We start from the raw sequence: 25,961 nt of genomic DNA on the forward strand, positions 1-25,961 counted from the left end.
ACGAAAGGCATTCTCGAGCAACCCTTTAAAAAGAGGCTGAGTGATTCACATCCTCAGCAACTAGGGTGGAACCGCGGGAGAACTCTCGTCCCTATGTTTGCGGCCGGCAAGCATAGAGACGGGAGTTTTTTGGTTGCCGCCGCACTTGTAAAAGAATGGAGAAAGTGGAGGTGCTTGAAATGAACATTCAAGATATGATTTTAACCTTGCAGAAGCACTGGTCGAATGAAGGCTGTGTGCTCATGCAGTCGTATGATGTGGAGAAAGGCGCAGGCACAATGAGCCCGTATACATTTTTACGAAGCATCGGGCCGGAGCCGTGGAGAGTGGCTTACGTTGAGCCGTCCAGACGGCCTGCGGACGGACGGTACGGTGAAAACCCGAACAGGCTCTATCAGCATCACCAATTCCAAGTCATTATTAAGCCGTCGCCTGATAACATTCAAGAGCTTTACCTTGATTCATTGCGTGCGCTCGGCATTGACCCGCTTGAACATGATATCCGTTTCGTAGAAGACAACTGGGAAAACCCGTCTTTAGGCTGTGCAGGTCTCGGCTGGGAAGTATGGCTTGACGGGATGGAAATTACTCAGTTTACATATTTCCAGCAGGTGGGCGGAATTGAATGTAAACCGGTGTCCGTTGAGATCACATATGGTATTGAACGTCTCGCGTCATATATTCAGGATAAAGAAAACGTCTTTGATCTTGAATGGACGTCAGGATTTACTGTGAAAGATTTATTTATGATGGCTGAATATGAGCATTCCGTTTATACTTTCGAAACATCTGACGTGGATATGCTTTTCCATTTGTTCAGCACCTATGAAAAAGAAGCGATCAGACAAATGGATAACGGGCTTGTGCATCCGGCCTATGATTATGTGCTGAAATGCTCTCACACATTTAATCTGCTTGATGCAAAAGGCGCGATCTCTGTGACAGAGCGGACGGGTTATATCGGCCGTGTCCGCAACTTAGCGAGAAAAGTGGCAAAAACGTATTATGAAGAACGGGAAAAATTAGGGTTCCCAATGCTTAAAGAGGAGGGCTCTTCCCATGAGTAAACAAGACTTGCTTTTAGAGATCGGACTCGAGGAAATGCCGGCGCGGTTTTTACATGACAGCATGGTGCAGCTCGGTGAAAAGCTGACCGGCTGGCTTGCTGAAAAAAATATCGCCCACGGCGAAGTGAAACTTTTTAATACGCCGAGACGTCTGGCAGTATATATAAAAGACGTAGCAGAAAAACAGGCTGATATTCAGGAAGAAGCAAAAGGCCCTGCGAAAAAAATCGCTCTGGATGCTGACGGAAACTGGACAAAAGCCGCTATCGGATTTTCAAAAGGCCAAGGCGCCGGAGTGGATGACCTGTATATAAAAGATGTAAACGGCACGGAATATGTCTTCGTTCAAAAATTCCAGGCGGGACAAGAGACGAAGACACTTTTACCGCAGCTGGAAAATTTGATTGCCGGAATGCATTTTCCGAAAAACATGCGCTGGGGCACGCAGGATCTGCGCTATATCCGTCCGATCAAATGGATTGCCGCCCTCTTTGGAAAAGACGTCATTCCGTTTGAAATCACAAATGTCAAGACGGGCCGGAACACGCAGGGACACCGCTTTCTCGGCCAAGAAGTATCTGTTGATGCGCCGTCATCATATGAAAAGCTGCTGAAAGAACAAAGCGTCATTGCTGACCCGAAAGAACGCAAACAAATGATCCAAAGCCAGCTGGATGCGCTTGCGGCCAAGAAGAAATGGAACATTCCGGTCGATGAGGATCTGCTGAACGAAGTCAACCATCTGGTGGAATATCCGACGGCGCTTTACGGATCTTTTGAATCCGAGTTTCTTTCTATCCCTGAAGAAGTGCTTGTGACAACAATGAAAGAGCATCAGCGCTACTTCCCGGTAAAAGATGAAAACGGGAATTTGCTTCCTCATTTTATTACGGTGCGAAACGGGAACAGCCATGCAATTGAAAATGTTGCCCGCGGAAACGAGAAAGTGCTGAGAGCAAGGCTTTCAGATGCTGCGTTCTTCTACAAAGAAGATCAAAAGCTGAACATTGATGAAAACGTGAAGAAATTGGAAAATATCGTTTTCCATGAAGAGCTCGGCTCCCTTGGAGATAAAGTAAGAAGAGCGGTCACCATTGCGGGCAAACTTGCCGTCCGCCTGAAAGCGGATGAACAGACGCAAAAACTTGTGAAGCGCGCCGCAGAGATTTCTAAATTTGACCTGGTTACACATATGATCTATGAGTTCCCAGAGCTTCAAGGCGTGATGGGAGAAAAATATGCGCGCATGCTCGGTGAAGATGATGCCGTCGCTGCCGCTGTCAATGAGCACTATATGCCGAGAGCGGCCGGGGGAGAAGTGCCTTCAACCTTTATCGGCGCGGTCGTGGCGTTAGCTGATAAACTGGACACGATTGCTTCCTTCTTCAGCATTGACGTAATTCCGACAGGTTCTCAGGATCCGTACGGATTGCGCCGTCAGGCAAGCGGCATTGTTTCCATTCTGATCGACCGCAACTGGGGCATTTCTTTTAAAGAACTGCTGTCGTTGACAGAAACGGAAAAAGAGAATGAGCTCCTCGATTTCTTTACACAGCGTCTGAAATACGTCTTAAACGCCGAAGACATCCGTCATGACGTTATTGAAGCCGTTCTGGACAGCACAGAGCTTGAGCCGTATGCAGCCGTTCATAAGGCAAGAGTGCTTGAGAAGCACCTCGGCACACCCGGCTTTAAAGAAACGGCTGAATCACTCGGCCGGGTTATCTCCATCAGTAAAAAAGGCGAGAGCCGCGATATCAAGCCGGATCTGTTTGAAAATGAACAGGAGAAAAAGCTGTTTGACGCTTATGAAAAAACAAAAGACAGTGTCGCGGAAAGCTTTGCCTCCAAAAACTATGAACAGGCGCTTGCCGTGCTCAGCGGATTAAAAGAGCCGATCGAAGATTACTTTAATCACACGATGGTAAATGCGGACGATGAAGCATTAAAAACCAACCGTTTAGCGCAAATGACCGCTCTTGCAGATGTGATCAAGTCTTTTGCTAATATGAATCATCTTATTGTAAAATAAAGAAAAAGACGGTTGCTGTGTGATCGGCAATCGTCTTTTCCCCTTTTACATAAACATCACAGAATGAAAACATAGATAAAGAAACCCTTCCATAAAGGTGGTGAGTACGATCGAATTAAATAAACGGCAAGAACAAATTTTACAGATTGTAAAGGAAAACGGCCCGATTACCGGAGAGCATATCGCAGAACAGCTCAATTTAACGAGGGCCACGCTGCGGCCGGACTTGGCCATACTCACCATGTCAGGCTTCTTAGAGGCCCGTCCGCGGGTCGGTTATTTTTATACGGGGAAAACGGGAAATCAGCTGCTTGCGGATAAATTGAAAAAGCTGCAAGTGAAAGATTTTCAATCGATCCCTGTTGTCATCAATGAAAATGTCTCGGTATACGATGCCATCTGCACCATGTTTTTAGAAGATGTCGGCACGTTATTTGTCGTAGATCGTGATGCTGTCTTAGTCGGTGTGCTGTCACGCAAAGATTTGCTGCGGGCGAGCATCGGCCAGCAGGAACTTGCCTCAATACCGGTTCATATTATCATGACAAGAATGCCGAATATCGCCGTCTGCCGGCGTGATGATTATGTGATGGACATCGCCAAGTATTTAATTGAAAAACAGATCGATGCCCTGCCCGTTATTAAAGATACGGATAAAGGCTTTGAGGTCATCGGCCGGTTTACCAAAACGAATATGACTAAGATACTTGTCAGTTTATCAGAAAATGAAATCATATAAGCTTGAAAACTAACGGGGGGATAACATGGACAATCGCATCATTTATGTAGTATCAGACTCAGTCGGAGAAACCGCCGAACTCGTTGTAAAAGCCTCGCTCAGCCAGTTTAACGGCTCAGCCGATGATACGCATATCAGAAGAATACCTTATGTGGAAGATATCGGCACCATTAATGAAGTCGTGTCTCTCGCCAAAGCGGACGGCGGCATTATTTGTTTTACGCTCGTTGTTCCTGAAATGCGCAAATACCTGGTTGAACAAGCGGAAAAAGCGAATGTGCTGTATTACGATATTATCGGTCCGCTCATCGATAAAATGGAATCGGCTTACGGTTTGACCGCCAAATATGAACCGGGCCGCGTCCGGCAGCTTGATGAAGATTATTTCAAAAAGGTCGAGGCGATCGAGTTTGCCGTCAAATATGACGATGGCAGGGATCCAAGAGGCATTTTAAAAGCCGATATCATCCTGCTCGGAGTATCCAGAACGTCTAAAACCCCATTATCACAATATCTTGCCCATAAGCGTCTGAAAGTGGCCAATGTGCCGATCGTTCCTGAGGTCGACCCGCCGGAAGAACTGTTCAGCGTTGATCCGAAAAAATGCATCGGCTTAAAAATCAGCCCTGATAAACTGAACCATATACGTAAAGAACGGTTAAAATCTCTCGGCTTAAATGACAAAGCTATTTACGCCAATATCAACAGAATTAAAGAAGAGCTGGAGTATTTTGAGAAAATCGTGGACCGGATCGGCTGCCAAGTCGTTGACGTTTCGAATAAAGCAGTCGAAGAAACAGCGAACATCATTCATCATCTCAAAACAAAGGGCCGATAACTCAGGACGCTTTATCCTGGGTTTTTGGGTATGCAAATAGGGAATAAACAAAAAGGATGGCATCTTCGCGAAGTTTGTATTATAATAAAAAATTGTGATAAAATGTTTATTTTTAGGTTTAAGCTTCGTGTGATACGAATAAACTATTATGGGTAAGATGTCAAGAATAACTCCCGGAAATTTTTCGACAAAGCTCAAAATAGATCCGCAGTCATGGAGCATATGCGATTTCGCTTGTTTTTATGCAGGAGATTGATGGAGGGATGGAGAATTAGTCTTCTAAATGAAAAAGAAAAGACGATTTTTGTCGATGCAGACGCATGCCCCGTAAAAGAGGAAATAATGCTCATTGCATCGCAATTCAGCGTTCGGGTTATTTTCGTCGCATCATTTGAACACTACCAGCTTTCCAGAAGCAAAGACGAGAACTGGGTATACGTTGATCCTCATAAAGAAGCGGCAGATTTATATATCGCAAACCATGTGAGATCGGGAGACGTCGTAGTCACGCAGGATATCGGTTTAGCATCTCTTTTGCTGAACAGAAATATTGCCGTCTTATCGGAAAGGGGCCGTTCTTATACTGAAGACACGATTGACTTCGCTCTGATGAGCCGTCATATGTCAGGCAAAATGAGAAGAAGCGGCATTCATTCCAAAGGACCTAAAAAATTAAATAAAGAAGATCGGAATCGATTTGTTACCCTGCTTAAAAAAATCCTGTCGAATGATGAAGGGATTTCAAATCAAAACATCGAATAATGTACGACGGAGTGTTATAAGATGGGAAACCGCATACCAGATGAAGTAGTTAATCAGGTGCAGCAGTCAGCAGACATTGTTGAAGTCATAGGTGATTATGTCCAATTGAAAAAGCAAGGCCGCAACTACTTTGGGCTCTGTCCGTTTCACGGGGAAAACACGCCCTCGTTTTCCGTCTCCAGCGATAAGCAGATCTTTCATTGCTTCGGATGCGGAGCGGGCGGGAACGTTTTCTCTTTCTTACGGCAGATGGAAGGCTATTCATTTACGGAAGCTGTTTCTCACCTTGCGGATAAATATCAGATTGATTTCCCTGATGATATAACGATTCACTCTGCATCCAGGCCTGAATCTTCCGGAGAGCAGAAGATGGCGGAAGCCCACGAGCTTCTGAAGAAATTTTACCATCATTTGCTAATAAATACAAAGGAAGGCCAGGAAGCGTTAGATTACCTTTTATCAAGGGGTTTTACGAAAGAGCTCATAGATGAGTTTGAAATCGGCTACGCGCTGGATTCCTGGGATTTCATGACGAAATTCTTGAAAAAGCGCGGTTTTGAGGAAGAAATGATGGAAAAAGCGGGTCTGCTGATCAGAAGGGAAGACGGCAGCGGGTATTTTGACCGTTTCAGAAACAGAATTATGTTTCCCATTCATGATCACCACGGAGCCGTGGCGGCTTTTTCAGGAAGGGCGCTCGGAAGCCAGCAGCCGAAGTATATGAACAGCCCGGAAACGCCGCTGTTTCATAAATCTAAGCTGCTGTATAACTTTCATAAGGCGCGCCTGCCGATCAGGAAAGAGGAGAGAGCCGTTCTGTTTGAAGGCTTCGCTGACGTCATATCCGCCGTCAGCTCAGGCGTAAAAGAAAGTATCGCCACAATGGGGACGTCGCTCACCGAAGAGCATGTGAAAATTCTCAGAAGAAATGTTCAGGAGGTCATTCTCTGCTACGATTCGGATAAAGCCGGGTACGAAGCTACGCTGAAAGCGGCCGGCCTGCTCCAGAAAGCCGATTGTAAGGTAAGAGTAAGCATGCTGCCTGACGGGCTTGATCCTGATGATTATATCAGAACCCGGGGCGGAGAAAAATTCCGGACCGATATCATTGATGCAAGCGTTACGGTCATGGCTTTTAAAATGCAATATTTCCGCAAAGGGAAAAACTTATCTGACGAAGGAGACCGGCTCGCTTATATGAAAGAAGTGCTGAAAGAAATCAGCGCTCTTTCCGGGTCGCTTGAGCAGGAAATGTATGTGAAGCAGCTCGCCTCAGAATTTTCTCTTTCGGTAGAATCTTTGACGGAACAGCTTTCCATCTACGCCAGACAAAACGCCCCCGGCGACAAAAACGCCGAACCGCAGACAAGACGGGCCCGGGTGACGACAAAAGCGAAACGGCGCCGTCTCCGTCCCGCCTATGAGAACGCGGAAAGACTTCTGCTCGCTCATATGCTGAGAGACCGAAACGTCATCAAGAAAGTGATTGAGCGTGTCGGCTTTGAATTTAACATTGACGGACATCGTGCGCTGGCAGCATACCTGTACGCTGTTTATGAAGAGGGTGCTGACATGACGCCGCAGCATCTTATGGCGAGAATGCAGGATGAGGAAATCAGCCAGCTGCTTTCAGATATAGGGATGCTCCAAGTAAACGAGGAGCTCTCAGAGGCCGAGTTATCCGATTACGTAAAAAAAGTGTTGGATCACCGAAAATGGTCAATGATAAAGGAAAAAGAAGCAGAAAGAGCAGATGCGGAGAGGCAGAAAGACTTCGTGAAAGCTGCGTCTCTGGCTCAAGAAATTGTTGCATTGAACCGATCATTAAAGTAACAACAAATAGAGGCTTGCGTTCTGATTGGCAATGATTCCTTGCGGAGGAGCAAATAGATCGCTTAACCTCATCATGAATTGTCATTATTATCCGCAGCCCTGCATGCTGAAAAAGAGAGAAGGCTCGGGTCGGATAAGAAACATACCGCTTTTAGAATTCGTTGCAAGCTTTGGAAGGAGGGATCCATAATGGCTGATAAACAAACCCACGAAACAGAAACAGAACTTACATTAGACCAGGTAAAAGAGCAGCTTACTGAAACTGGAAAAAAACGTGGCGTTTTAACATATGAAGAAATTGCTGAACGCATGTCCAGCTTTGAAATTGAATCAGACCAAATGGATGAGTATTATGAATTTTTAGGAGAACAAGGTGTTGAATTAATTAGTGAAAATGAAGAAACGGAAGATCCTAATATTCAACAGCTTGCCAAAGCCGAAGAAGAATTTGACCTTAATGACCTCAGCGTACCGCCTGGCGTAAAGATCAATGATCCAGTCCGCATGTACCTTAAGGAAATCGGACGGGTAAATCTTCTTTCTGCTAAAGAAGAAATCACCTACGCTCAAAAAATTGAAGAGGGTGACGAGGAATCTAAACGCAGACTGGCTGAAGCAAACCTTCGTTTAGTTGTCAGCATTGCTAAACGGTATGTCGGCCGCGGCATGCTTTTCTTAGACTTGATCCAAGAAGGAAACATGGGTCTCATGAAAGCCGTCGAGAAGTTTGACTACCGTAAAGGATATAAATTCAGTACGTATGCGACTTGGTGGATCAGACAGGCGATTACACGCGCCATCGCTGACCAGGCGAGAACAATCCGTATCCCGGTTCACATGGTGGAAACCATTAATAAATTAATCCGGGTGCAGCGTCAGCTTCTTCAGGATCTTGGCAGAGAGCCGACACCGGAAGAGATTGCTGAAGACATGGATCTTACGCCTGAAAAAGTCCGTGAAATATTAAAAATTGCTCAAGAGCCAGTTTCTTTAGAAACACCGATCGGTGAAGAAGACGACTCACATCTCGGTGATTTTATCGAAGACCAGGAAGCGACATCTCCGTCGGATCATGCGGCATATGAGCTTTTAAAAGAACAGCTGGAAGATGTGCTGGATACGTTGACAGATCGTGAAGAAAACGTGCTGCGTCTCCGTTTCGGTCTGGATGACGGACGCACAAGAACTTTGGAAGAAGTCGGCAAAGTGTTTGGAGTAACGAGAGAGCGTATTCGCCAAATTGAAGCAAAAGCGCTTCGCAAATTGAGACATCCGAGCAGAAGCAAACGTCTGAAGGATTTTCTCGAATAGAATGGAACGGGTCTTTTTGATCCGTTCTTTTTTATGTATAAGATATATGGATAATATACCTTTATTTTACTGGATAAGCATATGTTTTGCAAATGAGTTTGGAAAAAATGCGGCATGTCCTGAAAGGGGGAAAATGAGACAAGTTTATTTATATTCTTTATTGTAAGCGTATACAATTCATTATACAATAGAATAAAGATAATTTTGTGGTAAGCAAAACAGTTATTTTTGCTTTTTGTATAAATTGTGAAATCAATAAAATTGCTGAGCAAGACCATTTACTTTTTGTAAAAATAAGTTAGAATTAGAAGTGTTTACATAGGGGGAGAATGAAAAAGGGGGATGGAGATATGAAGTGGAATCCGCTGATTCCTTTTTTGCTCATTGCAGTGCTGGGAATAGGGCTGACTTTCTTTTTAGCTGTAAAAGGCAATGGAGATGCGCATCAGATCGCAAGCGGCGGTGAAAGCAAAAATGCCGAGAAGGAAACTGCAAACGCTTCACCTGAAGAGATTTATAAAGCGAACTGCATCACCTGTCACGGAGAAAACTATGAAGGTGTGTCAGGGCCGAACTTAAAAGGCGTCGGCAAAAGAAAAGATGTCGCTGAGATTAAAACAAAAATTGAAAAAGGCGGCAACGGGATGCCTGCGGGCCTTGTGCCGGCCGAAAAGCTGGATGACATGGCAAAATGGGTTTCTGACATTAAATAAAGCTTTACCGGTCCCTATATAAAAGACATATGAAAAACTCTATCCGCCGCTTGGATTCCGGGCGGTTTTTTTATATGATAGTAAAGGAAAAAGAACCTGAGAAAAGTTGTGATATTGTGAATGAAATGAAGTTATCGAAAAGATTGCAGTCTGTGGCGGAATATATCCCTCCGGGTGCCCTGGTTGCTGATATCGGGTCAGACCACGCGTATCTTCCTTGCTATGCCGTTTTGAATCATTTGGCAAGCCGGGCAATCGCCGGTGAAATTACAGACGGACCGTTTCTATCCGCCAAACAGCAGGTGGAAAAACTAGACTTAAGCACTCTTATCTCCGTAAGGAAAGGTGACGGGCTGAGCGTCCTTGAAAAAGGAGAAGCCGGCGCCATTACGATCGCTGGCATGGGCGGAGCGCTGATCGCTCATATTTTGGAGTCGGGAAAAACGAAATTGACAGGGCGTGAACGGCTGATTCTGCAGCCGAATATTCATGCCGTTCATATAAGAGAGTGGCTGTATCAGGAAGGCTATGAACTGCTTGATGAAGTGATTCTCGAAGAAGACGGAAAGTGTTATGAAATCCTCGTTGCGGAAACTGGCGACCGTGATGCGCCTTATCGGGATGTGCCGATGGCTGCCGGAATGCTTGCGGGTCCGTTTTTGTTAAAAGAGAGGAATGAAGTGTTTCTTCGGAAATGGAGCCAGGAACTTAAGCATACTGAACAAATTTATGAACAGATCAGCCGCAGCGCAAAGCATGAAAATCATGAAAAATTAGCTGAATTGAAAGAGCGGATTTCTCTGCTGAAGGAGGTAATCGGACATGCCTAAACATGTGAACGGACAGGAAATCATCCAGCTGTTTGAACAATTTTCACCGAAGGCTTATGCGGTGGAAGGAGATAAAATCGGACTGCAGATCGGTACATTGAATAAGCCGGTGAAAAATGTCATGGTGACACTGGATGTTTTGGAACAAACGGTAGATGAAGCCATTGAGAAAAAAGTTGACTTAATTATCGCCCACCATCCGCCGATTTTTCGGCCGCTTAAACAGATCACCACTGATCAGCCGGGCGGAAGACTGATTGAGAAATGTATAAAGCATGATATTGCCGTATATGCGGCTCATACGAATCTTGATGTAGCGGACGGCGGTGTTAACGATCTGCTTGCCGAAGCTCTTGGCCTGACAGACACTGAAGTGCTCGTCCCGACATATTCGGACCCGATGAAAAAACTTGCCGTATATGTTCCGAAAGACTATGAAGAAGCTGTAAGAACCGCACTCGGCAACGCCGGAGCGGGACATATCGGCAATTACAGCCATTGCGCGTTCTCTTCTGAGGGAATCGGGAGCTTTAAGCCGCTGGACGGGGCAGACCCGTTTATCGGACAGACGGGAGAGCTGGAACTCGTCCATGAAGTGAGACTTGAGACCGTTTTTCCGGCAAGTACGGAGAAAACCGTCGTAAAAGCGCTGAAAAAAAGCCATCCGTATGAAGAGGTGGCGTATGATATTTATCCGGTGGAGCAGTCTCCGCTTGAAAAAGGCCTCGGCCGGATCGGAAAACTTCAGCAGGACATGACGCTTGAAGAGTTTGCTCTGTTTGTGAAAGAAAAGTTTGACGTTAACGGAGTCCGGATGGTCGGAGAGCGAAACAGCAAGGTGAAAAAGGTCGCGGTTCTTGGCGGCGACGGAAATAAATATATCTATCAGGCAAAGCGGAAAGGTGCAGATGTTTACGTGACGGGCGACCTTTATTTTCATGTAGCGCATGATGCGATGATGATGGGATTAAATGTCGTGGACCCGGGGCATTATGCTGAAAAGATCATGAGAAAAGGCACGGCTGAGAAGCTTAAGGCAATGGCCGGAGAGAAAAACTATGACGTGCGCATTTTCGCTTCCGAAACAGAAACAAACCCATTTACCTTCTTATAAAAAAACTGAGGCCCCGGGCCTCAGTTTTTTATTTTTACTTTCGGAAGGATTTTTTTGAGCGGCACACTGTGTTCAAGCTGCCATGTCGATTCATCGTTGTGGTCAAACTGTTCTAAAAAGCGGATGACTTCTTTTGTAATCGGTGTCGGTGTTGATGCGCCTGCGGTAACGGCGACGGTATTGACGTCTTTCAGCCATTCGAGCTTCAGTTCACTGATGTCTCCGATTCGGTAGGCTTTTGTTCCGGCGATTTCTTCTGACACTTGAGCCAGCCTGTTGGAGTTATTGCTTTTCGGATCGCCGACAACAATGGTTAAGTCCGCTTTTTTTGCCTGCTCTGATACAGCTTCTTGACGAACCTGTGTGGCCAGGCAGATTTCCTGATGGTATTCCACGTGCGGGTACTTTTCTTTGACTGATTCCATAATATCGTGGACGTCCCACTGGGACATTGTCGTTTGGTTTGTAACAATTAATTTCTCAGCCTGAATATCGAGATTTCTGACGTCTTCTTCTGTTTCAACGAGATGAACGATTTCAGGAGCGACGCCGACGGCTCCTTCAGGCTCGGGGTGGCCTTTTTTGCCGATGTATATGACGTGATAGCCTTCAGCTTTTACTTTTCGGATTAAGTCATGTGTTTTCGTGACGTCCGGGCATGTGGCGTCAATCGTAACAAGCCCTTTTTCCTCAGCGGCTTTTCTTACTTCCGGAGATACCCCGTGAGCCGTGAAAATAACGGTTCCTTTTTCCACCTGCTTTAAAATCTCCAGACGGTTTGTGCCGTCAAGCGTGTAAATGCCGTCTTCCTCAAACGCATCTGTGACATGCTTATTATGAACAATCATTCCGAGTATATATATAGGTCTTGGCAGTGTTTTATCGAGTGACGCGTTTTTGGCTATGACCATGGCATCAACAACGCCGTAACAGTAGCCGCGCGGCGATATTTTGATAACGTCCAATGTAGATGTCCTCCTATCAAAAGTGAGTGTAGAGGCAATATAAAAAGCCGTAGTTAAACGGCTCAAATCTTGCATTCTTCTGATCTCATTATAGCTAATCTTTCGTGAGATATCAAAGAATGTTAAATATATAATTTCGGCTTTGATCTGCCCGATGTTCTTTTTGGACGCGGCTGTTCCGCTGAGTCTGCCTGTGCGGCGTCTTTTTCTTTTGAAGCGGATGCTTTTTCAGACGTCTTCTTTGATGTGTTGGATGAGGCGTCTGATTTGTTTTCATCTTCTGTTTCATCTGTTTTTTCAGCTTCATCCTTTTTATCCTGTTCGTCTGTTTCTTTTGTCTCGTCAGATTCATTCTCATCATCGCTGCTGCTTAATTGGCTGTAAAGCTTCATCATGGCGGGCAGACTCCGTACTAAGGGACCGTACTGCTGAATCATCGGTGTAACCTGCTGCGCCACGCCGAGCACCTTCTGAACGTTGCCGAGCATGCTCGACAGGGATGCCGGACTTGCCAGGTTCTGTATTCCCTGCAGTCCTGCACCTGCTCCTCCGCTGGCCGCCGCCGGTGCCGACGCGGCAGCGCTTCCTCCTCCTGAACCGGGTAAAAAACGGGAAAGCATCCCTTTTAAGCCCCCTCCGCCGCCCGTGCCTGCGTTTCTCAGGCCGGCTCCGGCAATCTGCTGCTGAGGGAAAAGCTGCCGGCCCTGCTGCATCAGCTGCCGGCCCGGCAATGACGGTCTTCCTCCCATCATCATACGCGGATTCATCAACGGCCGGCCCTGCTGCGCCATATTTCTCATCGGCTGCTGTGGAAACATACTTGTACCTCCTTTCTGTCTCTCTGCTATTACAATATGCATCGGAGGGGGCATTTGCTTTTCTGTCTCGAAAACAGGATTCCCCCAAGACATGGTGTTTTTAAGTAAAATCGGTTATAATGTGATGATGGACACAGAATGTGCCGCTTTAAGGAGCTGGGAAAAATGAAAGAAACTAAATTTGATGGATACAACTTAAAACCGTTTATTATAGATGCAGTTCACCGCCTTGGTTTTTATGAACCGACAGATATTCAAAAGCGGCTGATACCCGCCGTACTGAAAAACGAAAGCGTGATCGGGCAGTCCCAGACGGGGACGGGGAAAACCCACGCCTATTTATTGCCAATTTTGAATCGGATTGATCCGGGTTCTGATACGGTGCAGGCTGTTATCACGGCGCCGACGAGAGAGCTTGCCAATCAGATTCATCAGGAAGCGCTCAAAATCACACAGGGTGCGGAAGATGAGCCGATCCGGACAAAATGCTTCATCGGAGGGACGGACAAGCAAAAATCAATTGATAAGCTGAAAACACAGCCTCATCTCGTCGTCGGAACGCCGGGCCGGATCGCGGATCTGATTAAGGCGCAGGCATTGAACGTCTATAAAGCGCAGTCTCTCGTCATTGACGAAGCAGATCTGATGCTTGACATGGGCTTTTTAGAAGATGTTGATTATATCGGATCGCGGATGCCGGAAGAACTTCAGATGCTTGTGTTCTCAGCTACGATTCCGGAAAAGCTGAAGCCGTTTTTGAAAAAGTATATGGAAAATCCGAAGTACGCGCATGTTGAGCCGAAAAGAATCACAGCCGAAAAGATTGAACATGTTTTGGTTCCTTCTAAACAGCGTGATAAAGACAAGCTGCTTTTTGATATGATGTCTCATCTGAATCCTTATCTGGGCATTGTGTTTGCCAATACGAAAAACACGGCTGACCATATTGCGAAATACCTGACTGAAAAGGGCATGAGGATCGGTCTTCTGCATGGGGGATTAACGCCGCGTGAGCGTAAGAAGGTAATGAAACAGATTAATGATCTGGAATTCACTTATGTCATTGCGACAGACCTTGCGGCAAGAGGAATTGACATTAAAGGCGTAAGCCACGTCATCAACTATGAGCTTCCGGACGATCTGGATTTTTATGTTCACCGCGTCGGGAGAACCGCACGCGCCGGTTCATCAGGCCAAGCACTGACCATTTATGAGCTTTCTGACGAAGATGCGCTCGTAAGACTCGAAAAGATGGGTATTGTGTTTGACTATGCGGAGCTTGTAAACGGCGAATGGAAGAAAGGCGATGACCGCCATCGCCGCAAAAAACGCAAAAAATCGGAGAATGAGGCCGACCAAATGGCGAAGCGCCTCGTGAAAAAACCGAAAAAAGTGAAGCCGGGCTATAAAAAGAAAATGAGCTACGAAATGGAAAAGATAAAAAGAAAGCAGAGAAGAAACAAATCTAATAAAGGAAAGTAGGGGACTCGGGTTGCTGAAAATAGGTTCACACGTCTCAATGAGCGGAAAACATATGCTCCTTGCCGCAAGCAAGGAAGCTGTTTCGTACGGGGCGAATACATTTATGATCTATACGGGCGCTCCCCAAAACACGCGCCGCAAAAAAATTGAAGACTTGAATATCGAAGCGGGCCGCGCCCATATGAAAGAAAACGGCATCGATGAGATTGTCGTGCATGCGCCGTACATCATTAACATCGGAAATACGACAAATCCGGCAACGTTTGAGCTGGGTGTTGATTTTCTGCGTTCTGAAATTGAAAGAACGGCAGCGATCGGCGCGAAACAGATCGTACTTCATCCGGGAGCGCATGTCGGAGCCGGGGCTGAGACGGGCATCAAAAAAATCATTGAAGGTCTAAACGAAGTGATTGTTCCCGGTCAAAACGTGCAGATTGCGCTGGAGACAATGGCGGGCAAAGGATCAGAATGCGGAAGAAGCTTTGAAGAGCTGGCCGAGATCATTTCGGGGGTTACGCATAATGAACATCTATCCGTCTGCTTTGACACTTGCCACACCCATGACGCCGGGTATGATGTCGCCAATGATTTTGACGGTGTTCTTAACGAGTTTGATAAAATCGTCGGCATCGCTCGGATAAAAGTCCTTCATGTGAATGACAGTAAAAATATTAAAGGCGCCCGGAAAGACCGCCATGAAAATATCGGGTTCGGAGAGATCGGTTTTGACGCTCTGCAGTACATCGTTCATCACGAGCAGCTTGCCGATATTCCGAAAATCCTCGAAACACCGTATGTAGGCGAAGACAAGAAAAATAAGAAGCCGCCGTACCGTTTTGAAATCGAAATGCTGAAAGAAAAGCAGTTTGATCAGGAGCTTCTTGAAAAAATATCAGCTCAATAAAAAAGGAGGGGGAATTGCCCCTCCTTTTTTACCCCGAGAATTGATTGAAAAGTTCGTCAACTTTCCGAGCCGTTTCTTTTGAGGTTATCGTTTCCACTTTTTTCAGCAGGCGAAGCCGCTCCTGTTCATCAAAAATATTGATGTTTTTTCCGTGCATCAGAGCCGCTACCTCAGCCGCTTGACTTCTCGTAATGCTGATTCCGTATTGCTTGGAATATTTCAGAAGATCGTCCGCAGTGACTTGATTGAGCCGCTGCAAAATAATTCTTTGTATTAAAATCATCGATACTTTCACCTCTTTAGACATAATGTATTGAGCAAATCATTAAAATGTTACGGCTTTTAATGGTAAAATGAAGTTGCTTACTGTTTAAAATAGTTATTACAGGAAAGGAGATTTTATGACCCCAAATAAACAGCATAAAAGAGAGTCATTTTTACACTTTATCTTCAGGGTCATTATGATTCTGATCGGGGCGGGTTCAGCCGCTGTAAGTATTGAATTGTTTCTGGTCCCTAATAATTTTATCGACGGAGGCATTATCGGTGTTTCATTAATTTTAGACCACCTCTTTATGTCCAATCCCCTCCTCAATTTCGCCTTATTCGTTGTGTTACTCAACATTCCATTTATGATTTTCGGATATAAATATATCGGAAAAACATTTCTCATCTCTACTGTTATCGGAATTGTCGGTTTAGCGCTGATTGAATCCTCCTTGCACCATGTGGAGGCCATTACGACCCAGCCTATTTTGGCGACGGTATTCGGCGGGCTTTTGCTCGGTTTCGGGGTAGGCCTTGTCATCCGAAACGGAGGCTCGATGGACGGTACTGAAATACTCGGTATCCTTCTCACAAAAAAGCTGCCCTTCTCAGTTGGAGAATTCGTTATGCTCATCAATGTGTTTATTTTTATTTGGGCCGGTTTTGTGTTCGGTCCGGAGCAGGCGATGTATTCTTTCATGACTTATTATATTGCCATGAAAACGATTGACGCCGTCATCCAGGGGCTTGATGAAACAAAAGCGGTCATTATTGTGGCAGATCAGTATGCGGAAATTTCAGACGCAATCTTGCATCGGCTTGGAAGGGGAACCACCAAGCTTCAGGGAAAAGGCGGATATACGGATGAATCCAAAGAAGTCATTTACGCGGTCGTGACAAGGCTTGAAGTGACTAAATTGAAATCCATTGTGTTTGAAATTGATAAAAACGCCTTTATTACGATCATGAATACCCATGAAACGAGGGGCGGTAAGTTCAAAACCGCGATTCACTAGGCTTTCATTTACTTTTCATCATTTTATAGGTATAATTTGATACATCATAAGAAAATGGCCTGCTGTTCAGACAGCTGCCATTTTCTTTTTGGAGCGATACCGTGTTGTAAAGGGGAGGTCCTCATGAACGTACAAGAAGCGTTGAACCTGCTGAAAGAAAAAGGGTATAAATATACGAGTAAGCGAGAAGACATGCTGCAGCTTTTTGCTGATTCTGATAAATATCTGACCGCCAAAAACGTGCTTGCCGCATTAAATGACGACTATCCGGGACTGAGTTTTGATACCATATACAGAAATCTTTCGTTATATGAAGAACTCGGCATTTTGGAAACGACGGAGCTTTCCGGAGAAAAACTGTTCCGTTTTACATGCTCTTATACCCATCATCATCACCATTTTATCTGTTTAACCTGCGGGAAAACGAAGGAAATTGAGTCCTGTCCGATGGATAAGCTGCACGATGATTTGGAAGGGTATGAAATCAGCGGCCATAAGTTTGAAATTTACGGCACCTGTCCGGCGTGCCGATAAAAAACCTCCTGCTATATACAGGAGGTTTTTTTCAGCTTTTAACATGCTGAAAGCTGTGTTTGTTTTTATTAATCCAGGCGACGGCTTCAAGCCAATTCTGCACCCTGATAATATTGGAATCGATGGGGAGCTGATTATATGGGGAGTTAAAAAGGATAACCGGAATGCCTGCTTCTTTTGCGATCATTGTCGCGTTGCCGTGGTGATCTTCGAAAAATAAATCAATGCCGTGTTTTTTGACAGCTTCCACTTTGTGATGGCCTCCGACAAGCTCAATGTGATCGTAATGAATGTCCCGGTTTGCAAACCAGTCCAGCGTAACATCTTCTAAGTGGCCGCGTCTTGCCGTAATGTAGATAAGACGGTGCTCTTCTTTCAGTCCGTCCAGTGCCTGCTTGGCAAATTCCGCGAGCTTCGCTTCTTTATATATGGCTGCTTCATGAACGTTCATCCATTCCCAAAATTCCTCGTCTGTAATGTTCAAAAGCTTCGTCAGATCATAATCAGTCATATCATCCAAGGTAATGGAAAGATGAAATGAGCGGTTTAAATAAGGGACAAATGTATCCTGTGCCGTAACTGTGCCGTCAATATCTATACCTAACCGTAACATGTCCACACTCCTATAAATTCATCCCTTCAAGTGTAACATAAACAATTAACAATACCAGAAAAGTTTAGCAAACATGAATCCGTAAAAAACGCGGAAACTAAAAAAGCTCCTTTCATAAAAGAAAAAGGGGGAATTGAAGGTGGCATACGATTACGAAAATCGAAAAGGCAACGACTATTACGTGGATCATGGATCGGAAGGAACCGATATCACGCGTGATGTTTATTCAGAAGAAACAGCGGCCGAAATCTCAGAGCCATATCGTGCTTCTGACCGGGCAGCAGACCGTGATGATAATCGGGACGGAGTAAGTGAAGGCCGGGGGATAGGGTATGCAGCATTGGCTATTTCTATCATTTCCCTGTTTGTGCTCCCTGTTTTATTAGGGGCATGCGGCATTATCGTCGGCTATATCGCCAGAAGAAGAGGAGCAGGCGCTTTAGGCGGATGGGCGATGGGAATCGGTATTGTTTCCCTTGTGCTTGGCATCTTCATTACACCGTTTTTTTAACACAACGCAAAAAAAAAGCTTGGCGGAATATCCGTCAAGCTTTTTGTGTTTCTTGTTCTGCTTTTGCTTTTTCTGCTTCAAGCTTTGCATAGTGTTCTTCTGCCAGCTTGTCGATTTCTTTTTTGAGCTCTTCGACCATTGTTTCTTCAGGGACTTTGCGGACGATTTGGCCTTTGCGGAAAAGAAGTCCTTCGCCGCGTGCGCCGGCAATCCCGATATCAGCTTCTCTTGCTTCGCCCGGTCCGTTAACGGCACATCCGAGAACCGCTACTTTAATCGGCGCTTTGACTTTAGAAATGTATTCTTCCACTTCATTTGCGATGCTGATGAGATCAATTTCGATCCGTCCGCATGTCGGGCATGAAATAAGCGTAGCCGCGTTTGAAGCAAGACCGAATGATTTCAGCAGTTCTCTGGCTACTTTTACTTCTTCAACAGGATCGGCGCTCAGAGAGATCCGGAGCGTGTTACCGATTCCTTTGCTTAAAATCGCTCCGAGTCCGGCCGCGCTTTTTACCGTTCCGGCAAACAGCGTGCCCGATTCTGTAATTCCGAGGTGAAGCGGATAATCAAATGCTTTTGACGCTTTTTCGTATGCTTCTATGGCGAGATTGACGTCAGACGCTTTCATACTGACGATGATGTCATGAAAGTCAAGGTCTTCCAGGATTTTGATATGATGAAGCGCACTCTCAACCATTCCGTCAGCAGTCGGATAGCCGTATTTTTCTAAAATGCGCTTTTCCAAAGATCCCGCGTTTACGCCGATCCGGATCGGAATTCCTTTTTCTTTCGCCGCTTTTACGACGGCTTCCACTTTTTCGCGACGGCCGATGTTTCCCGGATTGATTCTGATTTTGTCGGCCCCGCCCTCAATTGCTTTTAATGCAAGCTTGTAGTCAAAATGAATATCGACAACGAGAGGGATGGAAATTTGTTTTTTGATGTCGGCAATCGCGTTAGCGGCGCGTTCGTCCGGACATGCCACCCGGACAATTTGGCAGCCGGCTTCGGCTAAACGGTTGATTTCCGCAACTGTTGCTTCTACGTCGTGTGTTTTGGTCGTCGTCATACTCTGAATGACGACTTCGTTATTTCCGCCTATTGTTAAAGGTCCCACTTTGACGGGACGCGTTTTTGTACGATGTGTGATTTCACTCACTTGTCAATCGCTCCTTAATTGTAGTTACCGCTTTTGCAGGCTGAGCCTTTTACATGTCAGGCAACTTCTATTTACATGTTATATTGTAACAGTGTATTTGCCGAACTGACAAGAAATTAACGTTTAATTGCGGTAGACGGGGAATTTATAAGCGGTGCCTGCCTGAATGGCGTTTGCTTTTACATTCGGATTCAGCGCTTCAAAATCTTGTGCAATATCATCTGGCGCTTTACGTGCGCCGACTATCGACATCACCGTATCGCCTTTTTTGACCGTAACCGTTCTGTATGAAGCTTCCTGTTGGGCTGGCTGTGCCGCCGCTGCGTATGCTGGAAGGTCTTGAGAAGGGATCGTGCCGATTTTAAGATCGTAAAAGATAATGAATATCACAAATAAACTGCCGAATACAAAAGTAAGCCGCTTCATTCCAACCGCCTCCCGCATACATTTTTACTTCATTGTATGCTTGTCCCATTTTGTTCATGACAAAAAAGAAGACCGCCGGGGGCAGTCTTTGTTACACAGCTGTTTTTCTTGGCGGAATCTCTTTTAAGACGAGGAAAAGGATGATAAAGTTTACAAACCAATTCACTAAAAATTCACTCGGCACCGTAATAACAAGCGCGCGCATGATCGTAAAGAATACGGTCGAAAGTGTAATGGAATAAGCCGAAAGCTTCCAGAGCTGCTGGTAATTCAATGTCTTTCTTTGCGCATTTTTCAATATCAGGCCGATGACGGCGAGAAATGATACTTCAATGAATTTGCCTGCCGCTGTCATGATGAACAGCAAAACGGACAGGACGGTGACGATCATTGTTTTATTTTGGTTTAATGCTGATATGATTTCTTTTTTTGTGATATCGGCAGGCATCAGCGAATAATTCATTTCTGTCGCTTGTCCGTCTACAGCAAGCACCATTTTATTTTTCAAAATGCCGATCGCATTTTGTTTCGCCGCTATTTGTTTCGCGCCGTAAGCATCTGTGGGATCAAAGACGATGACGAACCCGTTCGCTTCCGTTTCCTTAGAGGCGGACGCTTTCGTCTGCAATTCTCCGTTTGAAATGCTGAAATCAGGGAAATCTTTCTTTAACACGGTTTTGAAACCGTTCATTGAGTTTACGGTGCCGGAGCAAAGGTAATAAGCGCTTGGCAGCGTAAAAAGGACAGACAGCAAAAATACATAAAGGATCGCTTTTCCTATCCCCTGAAACCGTGTTTTTGCAATATCTGCCGGAGAGTATGTACTTTTCAATAAAGCCGTAAATATGTTCAACATCTTCACTTCCTAGCCTAAACTGGTATATGTTGCTTATTGTATCGTTCACAGGGGATGAACACAAGTGAGAGTATTTAAAGCGGTGATAAGGAATCATACATAATAAGATAAAGCGGGAAGCGGTGATCGCCCGCAAAACAAAGGAGGGTGTTTTTGTCATGAGTGTTTTGTATTGGCTGATTATCATTGCGGTCTTCATCATTGCTTTTATCGGGCTTGTATATCCGGTGATTCCAAGCGTTATTTTTATTGTGGCCGGTTTTCTTCTCTACGGATTTTTGTTTTCCTTCAGTCCTTATTCTTACCTGTTTTGGCTCATTGAGGCGGTATTTGCGGCCGTTTTATTCGCAGCTGATTATGTGTCAAATTTACTTGGCGTTAAAAGGTACGGAGGAAGCAGGGCGGCAATCTGGGGAAGCACGATCGGATTATTGATCGGGCCCTTCGTTATTCCCGTGGCAGGCATTATATTAGGGCCGTTTATCGGTGCTGTCTGCGCTGAGGTGTTTGTTCATCAAAAGGATATCAAGTCCGCGGCAAAAGTGGGGCTCGGCTCGTTAATCGGTTTTTTAACAAGCGTGGCGGCAAAAGGCGTCATTCAGCTCTTTATGATCGGATATTTCTTATGGACGGTGCTTTAGAAAGGTTTAATTTCGGCAGGGAACGGATAAAGTGTAATATGTCTGCTGGAATCGCCGGATTGTGAGCTTTTTCATTGATTACCATGCTTTCTTTTGTTACATTGAGATTAGAAAAGTTCGCGTTAAGCGGCATTTCAGTACATATATTTAAAGGAGGAAAAAAATTATGGCTTACAAACTTCCAGAATTGCCTTACGCTTATGATGCTTTAGAACCTCATATCGATAAGGAAACGATGACGATTCATCATACGAAGCACCATAACACATACGTGACAAACCTCAACAAAGCGATCGAAGGATCAGCGCTTGCAGAGAAATCTGTAGATGAGCTTGTTGCTGATTTGAACGCAGTGCCGGAGGACATCCGCACAGCTGTCCGCAACAATGGCGGCGGACATGCCAACCACTCTTTATTCTGGACTCTTTTATCTCCGAACGGCGGAGGCGAACCGACTGGTGAGCTTGCTGAAGAGATCAAAAACACGTTCGGAAGCTTCGATCAATTTAAAGAAAAATTCGCCGCCGCAGCTGCCGGCCGTTTCGGTTCAGGCTGGGCTTGGCTTGTTGTAAACAACGGCAAACTTGAAATTACAAGCACGCCAAACCAAGATTCACCGCTTTCAGAGGGTAAAACACCTGTCCTCGGTCTTGATGTTTGGGAGCATGCGTACTACCTGAACTACCAAAACCGCCGTCCTGATTACATTTCAGCTTTCTGGAATGTTGTGAACTGGGATGAAGTTGCCCGTCTTTACAGCGAAGCAAAATAAATAGTTCGATCAAACAAGGTCTCCCGCGGGAGGCCTTGTTTTTTTATTGACTTTGAATCCTTTTACATATCTCAGTTTGAGTGAGACAAACTAATGTGTAGTAAAGGGGAGTCAATGATGAGCAAAATAAAAAAAATTATCGGCGACATCGAAATAAATAAAGGGCTGCTGCTGTTATTGACGATTGGCGGCCTTTACTCATTGGGCATCGCGCTGTCAAATACATTTGTCAACGTGTATTTGTGGAAGCAGTCGGGAAAATTTATTGATTTGGCCATATACAATTTGTCGGTCGTAACGATGCAGCCGGTTACCTTTCTTCTGGCGGGCCGGCTGGCTAAAAAAATCGACAGGGTGTTTATTCTCAGGTTCGGCGTTATCTTTTTGGCCGCTTTTTATTTAAGTGTGCTGCTTGCCGGAGAAACTGCGGCTTCCCGTCTCGTTTTGATAGGGGCCGTGCTCGGAGTTGGATACGGCTTTTACTGGCTGGCTTTTAATGTGCTGACGTTCGAAATTACGGAACCGGAAACGAGAGATTTTTTTAACGGGTTTTTAGGCATTTTGTCTTCATCGGCGGGCATGATCGGTCCGATTGTGGCCGGATATGTCATTTCAAGACTTGAAAACAATACGGGTTATACAATCATTTTCAGCCTGTCGCTCGGCTTATTTGCCCTTGCCGTGGTCATGAGCTTTTTTCTGAAGCGGAGGGAGTCGAAAGGCCGGTTTATGCTGAAAAAAGTTTTTGATGAGCGCCACACGAATCTGAATTGGCGCCGGATTACCAACGCGCACTTTTTTCAAGGCTTGAGAGAGGGGATTTTTGTTTTTTTAATCAGCGTTTTTGTATTCATTGCGACAAACAGTGAGCTGGCGCTCGGAACATTCGGTCTCGTCAATTCCGCGGTTTCTTTTTTTGCCTATTATTTTGCATCAAGGCTCATCAAAAAAAGAGCTCGGAAAAAGGCGATTCTTATCGGCGGATTGATCTTGTACGGCGCCCTGTTTCTTATCATTTTTAAAATGAGCTTCACGACGCTCCTTTTGTACGGAGTGTTTATTGCGATCGGCTATCCAGTTCTGCTCGTGCCGTATGTCTCGCTTACATATGATGTGATAGGCCGGGCGCGGCTTGCCAGAAAAGCCAGAATTGAATACATTGTGCTCAGGGAGTTATTTTTAAATGCGGGCCGGATCGTTTCCATCCTTTGTTTCCTTGTAATCGTTACATTATTCAAGGAAAAAGTGGGAATACCGGCGGCGCTCGTGCTGCTCGGAGCCGGCCATCCGCTGATTTATTACTTTATAAAAGACATCAGACTGGATACGGAAACTTCTGATGAAACAGTAGAAGAAGACCGACAAAAACAGGCGGCGGAACCGAATTTTATAAAAGGAGAAAGATAAAAGGGTTATCTGTAGAAAAATATCGAAAAAACCTTTAGAATGAAAAATGGCACCTGAACAGAAGGTGTCATTTCTTTCTGTAAATAAGAAAAGGTGATGTCATGAGGAGAAATAAAAAGAAAATAGCTGTAAACAAAGAAAAGAAAAAATCACTGCCGATCCGGCTTAATTTTTTGTTTTTGGCCGCGTTTCTTATTTTCACTTGGATTATCGTCGAGCTTGGCATCAAGCAGATCGTTCAGGGTGATGATTATAAAAACGCCGCTAATAAGCAGGAGGAGTCTGATGTCAGCACGGCGGTTCCGAGAGGGAAAATATACGACCGGAACCTAAATCCCATCGTAACGAATAAAGCATTAAATGCGATTACATATACACGTTCAGCCTCAACCACCCAGGCGCAGCGTTTAAAAATCGCAAAAAAACTGTCGGGTATGATTAAGGTAAGCACCAAAAAGGTGACTGAGCGGGATAAAAAAGACTATTGGATGTTAACGAGGCCTGATGAAGCGAAAAAACTGATTACGGCCGAAGAAAAGCAAAAAGCTGAAGACAAAAAACTGTCTGAAGATGATTTATATCAGCTTCAGCTGAAACGTATCACAGACAAACAGCTGAATGAGCTCACTTCAAAAGATATGCAGATCCTTGCGATCAAAAGGCAGATGGATTCAGGCTACTCACTGACGCCTCAATACATCAAAAATGAAGGGGTGTCTGCAAAAGAAATGGCCGTCGTCAGCGAACATTTAGATGAACTGCCGGGAGTTGACGTGACGTCTGACTGGGAACGGTCTTATCCAAATAAAGGGTTGTTAAAATCAGTTCTCGGCAGTGTCTCGAGCTCCAATGAGGGACTCCCTTCAAATCTTCTTGAGCATTATTTGTCCCTCGGTTACAGCAGGAATGACAGAGTAGGAAAAAGTTATTTAGAGTATCAATATGAAAATCTGCTTCAGGGCCAAAAAGAAAAAGTGAGAAATGTGACAGATTCCTCTGGAAACGTAACAGATACAGAAACGGTTTCAAAAGGTAAAGCCGGGGATGATTTAGTACTCACTATAGATACCGAATTGCAAAAAGACGTTGAAAAAATTATTGAGAAAAATTTAAGGGCTGCAAAGGCAAGACCGAGTACACAGTTGCTTGACAGAGCATTTGTCGTAATGATGGATCCCCGTAATGGAGAAGTGCTTACAATGGCGGGTAAACAGATTAAACAAGTAGACGGCAAATATAAAATTGATGATTATGCACTAGGAACAATGACTTCCTCTTATAACATGGGCTCAGCTGTAAAAGGGGCAACATTGTTAACAGGTTATCAAACAGGTGCTATAAAAATCGGAAATATATTTACGGATGAAGTTTTAAATATTAAAGACTCTCCTCCTAAAAAATCGGTAAGTGTAATGGGGCCGATAAATGATTTAACTGCACTTGAGCGTTCATCTAACGTTTATATGTTTAAAACTGCGATTGCAATTGGTAAGGGTAAATATATATCAGGACATCCACTGCCGCTTGATTACAGCGCATTTGATAAATTTCGTTATTACTTCAGTGAATTCGGTTTAGGGGTAAAAACAGGAATTGATCTGCCTAACGAAGCTACAGGATATGTGGGAACTAAAAGACAGTCAGGTTTCTTGCTTGATTTTGCGATTGGACAATATGACACATACACTCCGCTTCAAATGGCTCAGTATGTATCGACCATTGCTAATGGCGGCTATCGTATGAAGCCCCAAGTCGTGAAAGAAGTAAGAAAACCTTCAAAAAAAGGTATCGGGGCCGTCGTTGAATCTGTTAATCCGGAAGTGATGAACCGTCTTGATATGACTGAAAGTGAAATTAAACGTGTTCAACAAGGTTTTAAACTTGTTATGAATGGAGCTCAAGGGACTGCGAGAGCAAATTTTGCTAATAAAAGTTATCACCCTGCCGGTAAAACTGGAACAGCACAAGCTTTCTATGATGGACCTATAAAATCAAGAACTGGTGCTTCTACTTATAACACAACTTTGGTGGCTTATGCTCCTGCAGATCATCCTGAAGTTGCTATTTCGGTAGTGGTTCCATGGGCTTATGAAAATTACAATGACAGGTATTCAATAACTAATGACATCGGGGAAGCAGCTCTGGACAAATACTTTGAGCTGAAAAAGAAACAAGAAGATAATAATACGAAGCAGAAAAACGAAGATAAAATTCAGGAAGACGCTGAAAACGGCAATACAAGCAACTAACAGAAAAACGCTCACAACCTGTGAGCGTTTTTTTTATACAAAAAAAAATCCGGATTTACAAAACCTTAACACTTGATTTATACGCATTTTACAAGAACC

Annotated in this window: 26 protein-coding genes; 19 read left to right on the forward strand and 7 right to left on the reverse strand. The window is 44.8% G+C overall.

Translation table 11 applies throughout. From position 1 onward, the window contains the following. Positions 1–179: 179 nt before the first annotated feature. From glyQ to AC2CGA_RS13975, 10 genes are all read left to right on the forward strand, one after another. Positions 180–1,067 (forward strand): glycine--tRNA ligase subunit alpha, encoded by an 888-nt coding sequence (glyQ, locus tag AC2CGA_RS13930; RefSeq protein WP_003152984.1) that lies wholly within the window; start codon positions 180–182, stop codon positions 1,065–1,067. Next, a complete protein-coding gene (glyS, locus tag AC2CGA_RS13935; RefSeq protein ID WP_025852962.1) occupies positions 1,060–3,099 on the forward strand; it encodes a glycine--tRNA ligase subunit beta in 2,040 nt (679 codons plus the stop codon). The genes glyQ and glyS overlap by 8 nt, the downstream gene beginning before the upstream one ends. Positions 3,100–3,199: 100 nt before the next feature. Next, positions 3,200–3,838 (forward strand): transcriptional regulator CcpN, encoded by a 639-nt coding sequence (ccpN, locus tag AC2CGA_RS13940; RefSeq protein ID WP_003152989.1) that lies wholly within the window; start codon positions 3,200–3,202, stop codon positions 3,836–3,838. A 25-nt stretch (positions 3,839–3,863) separates the two neighbouring features. Next, on the forward strand, positions 3,864–4,676 hold the full coding sequence (locus AC2CGA_RS13945) for a pyruvate, water dikinase regulatory protein (RefSeq protein ID WP_003152991.1): 813 nt from the start codon (positions 3,864–3,866) through the stop codon (positions 4,674–4,676). A gap of 255 nt (positions 4,677–4,931) precedes the next feature. Further along, a complete protein-coding gene (locus AC2CGA_RS13950; RefSeq protein WP_014418404.1) occupies positions 4,932–5,438 on the forward strand; it encodes a YaiI/YqxD family protein in 507 nt (168 codons plus the stop codon). A gap of 21 nt (positions 5,439–5,459) precedes the next feature. Then, positions 5,460–7,271 carry a DNA primase gene (dnaG, locus tag AC2CGA_RS13955; protein WP_003152996.1) on the forward strand — a complete coding sequence of 604 codons (1,812 nt, stop codon included), beginning with the start codon at positions 5,460–5,462 and terminating at the stop codon, positions 7,269–7,271. Positions 7,272–7,460: 189 nt separating this feature from the next. Further along, positions 7,461–8,582 (forward strand): RNA polymerase sigma factor RpoD, encoded by a 1,122-nt coding sequence (gene rpoD / locus AC2CGA_RS13960; protein ID WP_003152998.1) that lies wholly within the window; start codon positions 7,461–7,463, stop codon positions 8,580–8,582. A gap of 350 nt (positions 8,583–8,932) precedes the next feature. Next, entirely contained in the window at positions 8,933–9,295 is a 363-nt protein-coding gene (gene cccA, locus AC2CGA_RS13965; protein WP_003152999.1) for a cytochrome c550, read from the forward strand. Positions 9,296–9,420: 125 nt separating this feature from the next. Beyond that, complete coding sequence (locus tag AC2CGA_RS13970) at positions 9,421–10,125, forward strand: tRNA (adenine(22)-N(1))-methyltransferase (protein ID WP_032860295.1); 705 nt, start codon at positions 9,421–9,423, stop codon at positions 10,123–10,125. Continuing rightward, entirely contained in the window at positions 10,118–11,239 is a 1,122-nt protein-coding gene (locus AC2CGA_RS13975; protein WP_052586292.1) for a Nif3-like dinuclear metal center hexameric protein, read from the forward strand. The genes AC2CGA_RS13970 and AC2CGA_RS13975 overlap by 8 nt, the downstream gene beginning before the upstream one ends. Before the next feature lie 20 nt (positions 11,240–11,259). On the opposite strand, the gene AC2CGA_RS13980 is transcribed toward AC2CGA_RS13975, so the two are convergent. Together AC2CGA_RS13980 and vrrA are read right to left on the reverse strand one after the other, a co-directional pair. Beyond that, the gene (locus AC2CGA_RS13980; protein WP_003153006.1) at positions 11,260–12,204 is read right to left on the reverse strand and encodes a 4-hydroxy-3-methylbut-2-enyl diphosphate reductase; all 945 of its coding nucleotides are present in this window, start codon (positions 12,202–12,204) and stop codon (positions 11,260–11,262) included. Between the two features lie 122 nt (positions 12,205–12,326). Next, complete coding sequence (vrrA, locus tag AC2CGA_RS13985; RefSeq protein ID WP_014305436.1) at positions 12,327–13,022, reverse strand: VrrA/YqfQ family protein; 696 nt, start codon at positions 13,020–13,022, stop codon at positions 12,327–12,329. A 165-nt stretch (positions 13,023–13,187) separates the two neighbouring features. Between vrrA and AC2CGA_RS13990 the strand changes: the two genes are divergently transcribed. After that, positions 13,188–14,504, forward strand: a complete 1,317-nt coding sequence (locus tag AC2CGA_RS13990; protein ID WP_003153010.1) for a DEAD/DEAH box helicase — start codon at positions 13,188–13,190, stop codon at positions 14,502–14,504. 10 nt (positions 14,505–14,514) lie between these two features. Then, positions 14,515–15,408 (forward strand): deoxyribonuclease IV, encoded by an 894-nt coding sequence (locus tag AC2CGA_RS13995; RefSeq protein WP_139885320.1) that lies wholly within the window; start codon positions 14,515–14,517, stop codon positions 15,406–15,408. Positions 15,409–15,436: 28 nt separating this feature from the next. Here AC2CGA_RS13995 and AC2CGA_RS14000 read toward each other — a convergent pair whose 3' ends face one another. Next, positions 15,437–15,691, reverse strand: a complete 255-nt coding sequence (locus tag AC2CGA_RS14000) for a DUF2624 domain-containing protein (protein WP_003153013.1) — start codon at positions 15,689–15,691, stop codon at positions 15,437–15,439. A gap of 118 nt (positions 15,692–15,809) precedes the next feature. Between AC2CGA_RS14000 and AC2CGA_RS14005 the strand changes: the two genes are divergently transcribed. Both AC2CGA_RS14005 and zur read left to right on the forward strand, forming a co-directional pair. After that, the gene (locus AC2CGA_RS14005; protein ID WP_003153016.1) at positions 15,810–16,691 is read left to right on the forward strand and encodes a YitT family protein; all 882 of its coding nucleotides are present in this window, start codon (positions 15,810–15,812) and stop codon (positions 16,689–16,691) included. 123 nt (positions 16,692–16,814) lie between these two features. Next, a complete protein-coding gene (zur, locus tag AC2CGA_RS14010; protein WP_003153018.1) occupies positions 16,815–17,225 on the forward strand; it encodes a zinc uptake transcriptional repressor Zur in 411 nt (136 codons plus the stop codon). 31 nt (positions 17,226–17,256) lie between these two features. On the opposite strand, the gene AC2CGA_RS14015 is transcribed toward zur, so the two are convergent. Then, entirely contained in the window at positions 17,257–17,838 is a 582-nt protein-coding gene (locus AC2CGA_RS14015; protein ID WP_007408297.1) for a nucleotidase, read from the reverse strand. 133 nt (positions 17,839–17,971) lie between these two features. Here AC2CGA_RS14015 and AC2CGA_RS14020 point away from each other — a divergent pair, with 133 nt between their 5' ends. Beyond that, positions 17,972–18,349 (forward strand): DUF308 domain-containing protein, encoded by a 378-nt coding sequence (locus tag AC2CGA_RS14020; RefSeq protein ID WP_087920773.1) that lies wholly within the window; start codon positions 17,972–17,974, stop codon positions 18,347–18,349. Between the two features lie 34 nt (positions 18,350–18,383). Here the strand turns inward: AC2CGA_RS14020 and ispG are convergent, their stop codons facing one another. The 3 genes from ispG to AC2CGA_RS14035 all read right to left on the reverse strand — a co-directional run bounded on the left by ispG (position 18,384) and on the right by AC2CGA_RS14035 (position 20,793). Then, positions 18,384–19,502, reverse strand: a complete 1,119-nt coding sequence (gene ispG / locus AC2CGA_RS14025) for a flavodoxin-dependent (E)-4-hydroxy-3-methylbut-2-enyl-diphosphate synthase (protein WP_169510269.1) — start codon at positions 19,500–19,502, stop codon at positions 18,384–18,386. Between the two features lie 132 nt (positions 19,503–19,634). Then, entirely contained in the window at positions 19,635–19,937 is a 303-nt protein-coding gene (locus tag AC2CGA_RS14030; protein WP_043867293.1) for a LysM peptidoglycan-binding domain-containing protein, read from the reverse strand. Positions 19,938–20,028: 91 nt separating this feature from the next. Further along, the gene (locus AC2CGA_RS14035; protein ID WP_044053471.1) at positions 20,029–20,793 is read right to left on the reverse strand and encodes a DUF1189 domain-containing protein; all 765 of its coding nucleotides are present in this window, start codon (positions 20,791–20,793) and stop codon (positions 20,029–20,031) included. A 158-nt stretch (positions 20,794–20,951) separates the two neighbouring features. On the opposite strand from AC2CGA_RS14035, the gene AC2CGA_RS14040 reads away from it, so the two are divergent. The 4 genes from AC2CGA_RS14040 to AC2CGA_RS14055 all read left to right on the forward strand — a co-directional run bounded on the left by AC2CGA_RS14040 (position 20,952) and on the right by AC2CGA_RS14055 (position 25,862). Further along, entirely contained in the window at positions 20,952–21,434 is a 483-nt protein-coding gene (locus AC2CGA_RS14040; RefSeq protein ID WP_014305430.1) for a DUF456 domain-containing protein, read from the forward strand. 166 nt (positions 21,435–21,600) lie between these two features. Then, positions 21,601–22,206, forward strand: coding sequence for a superoxide dismutase SodA (gene sodA / locus AC2CGA_RS14045; RefSeq protein WP_024085608.1), 606 nt, complete (start codon positions 21,601–21,603; stop codon positions 22,204–22,206). A 117-nt stretch (positions 22,207–22,323) separates the two neighbouring features. Then, a complete protein-coding gene (locus AC2CGA_RS14050) occupies positions 22,324–23,613 on the forward strand; it encodes an MFS transporter (protein ID WP_014305429.1) in 1,290 nt (429 codons plus the stop codon). 101 nt (positions 23,614–23,714) lie between these two features. After that, a complete protein-coding gene (locus tag AC2CGA_RS14055) occupies positions 23,715–25,862 on the forward strand; it encodes a peptidoglycan D,D-transpeptidase FtsI family protein (RefSeq protein WP_003153029.1) in 2,148 nt (715 codons plus the stop codon). Positions 25,863–25,961 lie beyond the last annotated feature (99 nt).

The sequence above is a fragment of the Bacillus sp. SYZHCR11 genome (assembly GCF_057196865.1).

Bases quoted from the DNA above. Each gene is read 5' to 3' on its own strand.
- glyQ (WP_003152984.1), top strand. From the start codon at position 180: ATGAACATTCAAGATATGATTTTAACCTTGCAGAAGCACTGGTCGAAT.
- sodA (WP_024085608.1), top strand. From the start codon at position 21,601: ATGGCTTACAAACTTCCAGAATTGCCTTACGCTTATGATGCTTTAGAA.
- glyS (WP_025852962.1), top strand. From the start codon at position 1,060: ATGAGTAAACAAGACTTGCTTTTAGAGATCGGACTCGAGGAAATGCCG.
- dnaG (WP_003152996.1), top strand. From the start codon at position 5,460: ATGGGAAACCGCATACCAGATGAAGTAGTTAATCAGGTGCAGCAGTCA.
- AC2CGA_RS14030 (WP_043867293.1), bottom strand. From the start codon at position 19,937: ATGAAGCGGCTTACTTTTGTATTCGGCAGTTTATTTGTGATATTCATT.
- AC2CGA_RS13990 (WP_003153010.1), top strand. From the start codon at position 13,188: ATGAAAGAAACTAAATTTGATGGATACAACTTAAAACCGTTTATTATA.
- AC2CGA_RS13975 (WP_052586292.1), top strand. From the start codon at position 10,118: ATGCCTAAACATGTGAACGGACAGGAAATCATCCAGCTGTTTGAACAA.
- zur (WP_003153018.1), top strand. From the start codon at position 16,815: ATGAACGTACAAGAAGCGTTGAACCTGCTGAAAGAAAAAGGGTATAAA.
- AC2CGA_RS14000 (WP_003153013.1), bottom strand. From the start codon at position 15,691: ATGATTTTAATACAAAGAATTATTTTGCAGCGGCTCAATCAAGTCACT.
- AC2CGA_RS14040 (WP_014305430.1), top strand. From the start codon at position 20,952: ATGAGTGTTTTGTATTGGCTGATTATCATTGCGGTCTTCATCATTGCT.
- AC2CGA_RS14035 (WP_044053471.1), bottom strand. From the start codon at position 20,793: ATGTTGAACATATTTACGGCTTTATTGAAAAGTACATACTCTCCGGCA.
- AC2CGA_RS14005 (WP_003153016.1), top strand. From the start codon at position 15,810: ATGACCCCAAATAAACAGCATAAAAGAGAGTCATTTTTACACTTTATC.
- AC2CGA_RS13945 (WP_003152991.1), top strand. From the start codon at position 3,864: ATGGACAATCGCATCATTTATGTAGTATCAGACTCAGTCGGAGAAACC.
- AC2CGA_RS13970 (WP_032860295.1), top strand. From the start codon at position 9,421: ATGAAGTTATCGAAAAGATTGCAGTCTGTGGCGGAATATATCCCTCCG.
- rpoD (WP_003152998.1), top strand. From the start codon at position 7,461: ATGGCTGATAAACAAACCCACGAAACAGAAACAGAACTTACATTAGAC.
- AC2CGA_RS13950 (WP_014418404.1), top strand. From the start codon at position 4,932: ATGGAGGGATGGAGAATTAGTCTTCTAAATGAAAAAGAAAAGACGATT.
- AC2CGA_RS14050 (WP_014305429.1), top strand. From the start codon at position 22,324: ATGAGCAAAATAAAAAAAATTATCGGCGACATCGAAATAAATAAAGGG.
- cccA (WP_003152999.1), top strand. From the start codon at position 8,933: ATGAAGTGGAATCCGCTGATTCCTTTTTTGCTCATTGCAGTGCTGGGA.
- AC2CGA_RS14055 (WP_003153029.1), top strand. From the start codon at position 23,715: ATGAGGAGAAATAAAAAGAAAATAGCTGTAAACAAAGAAAAGAAAAAA.
- vrrA (WP_014305436.1), bottom strand. From the start codon at position 13,022: ATGTTTCCACAGCAGCCGATGAGAAATATGGCGCAGCAGGGCCGGCCG.
- AC2CGA_RS14015 (WP_007408297.1), bottom strand. From the start codon at position 17,838: ATGTTACGGTTAGGTATAGATATTGACGGCACAGTTACGGCACAGGAT.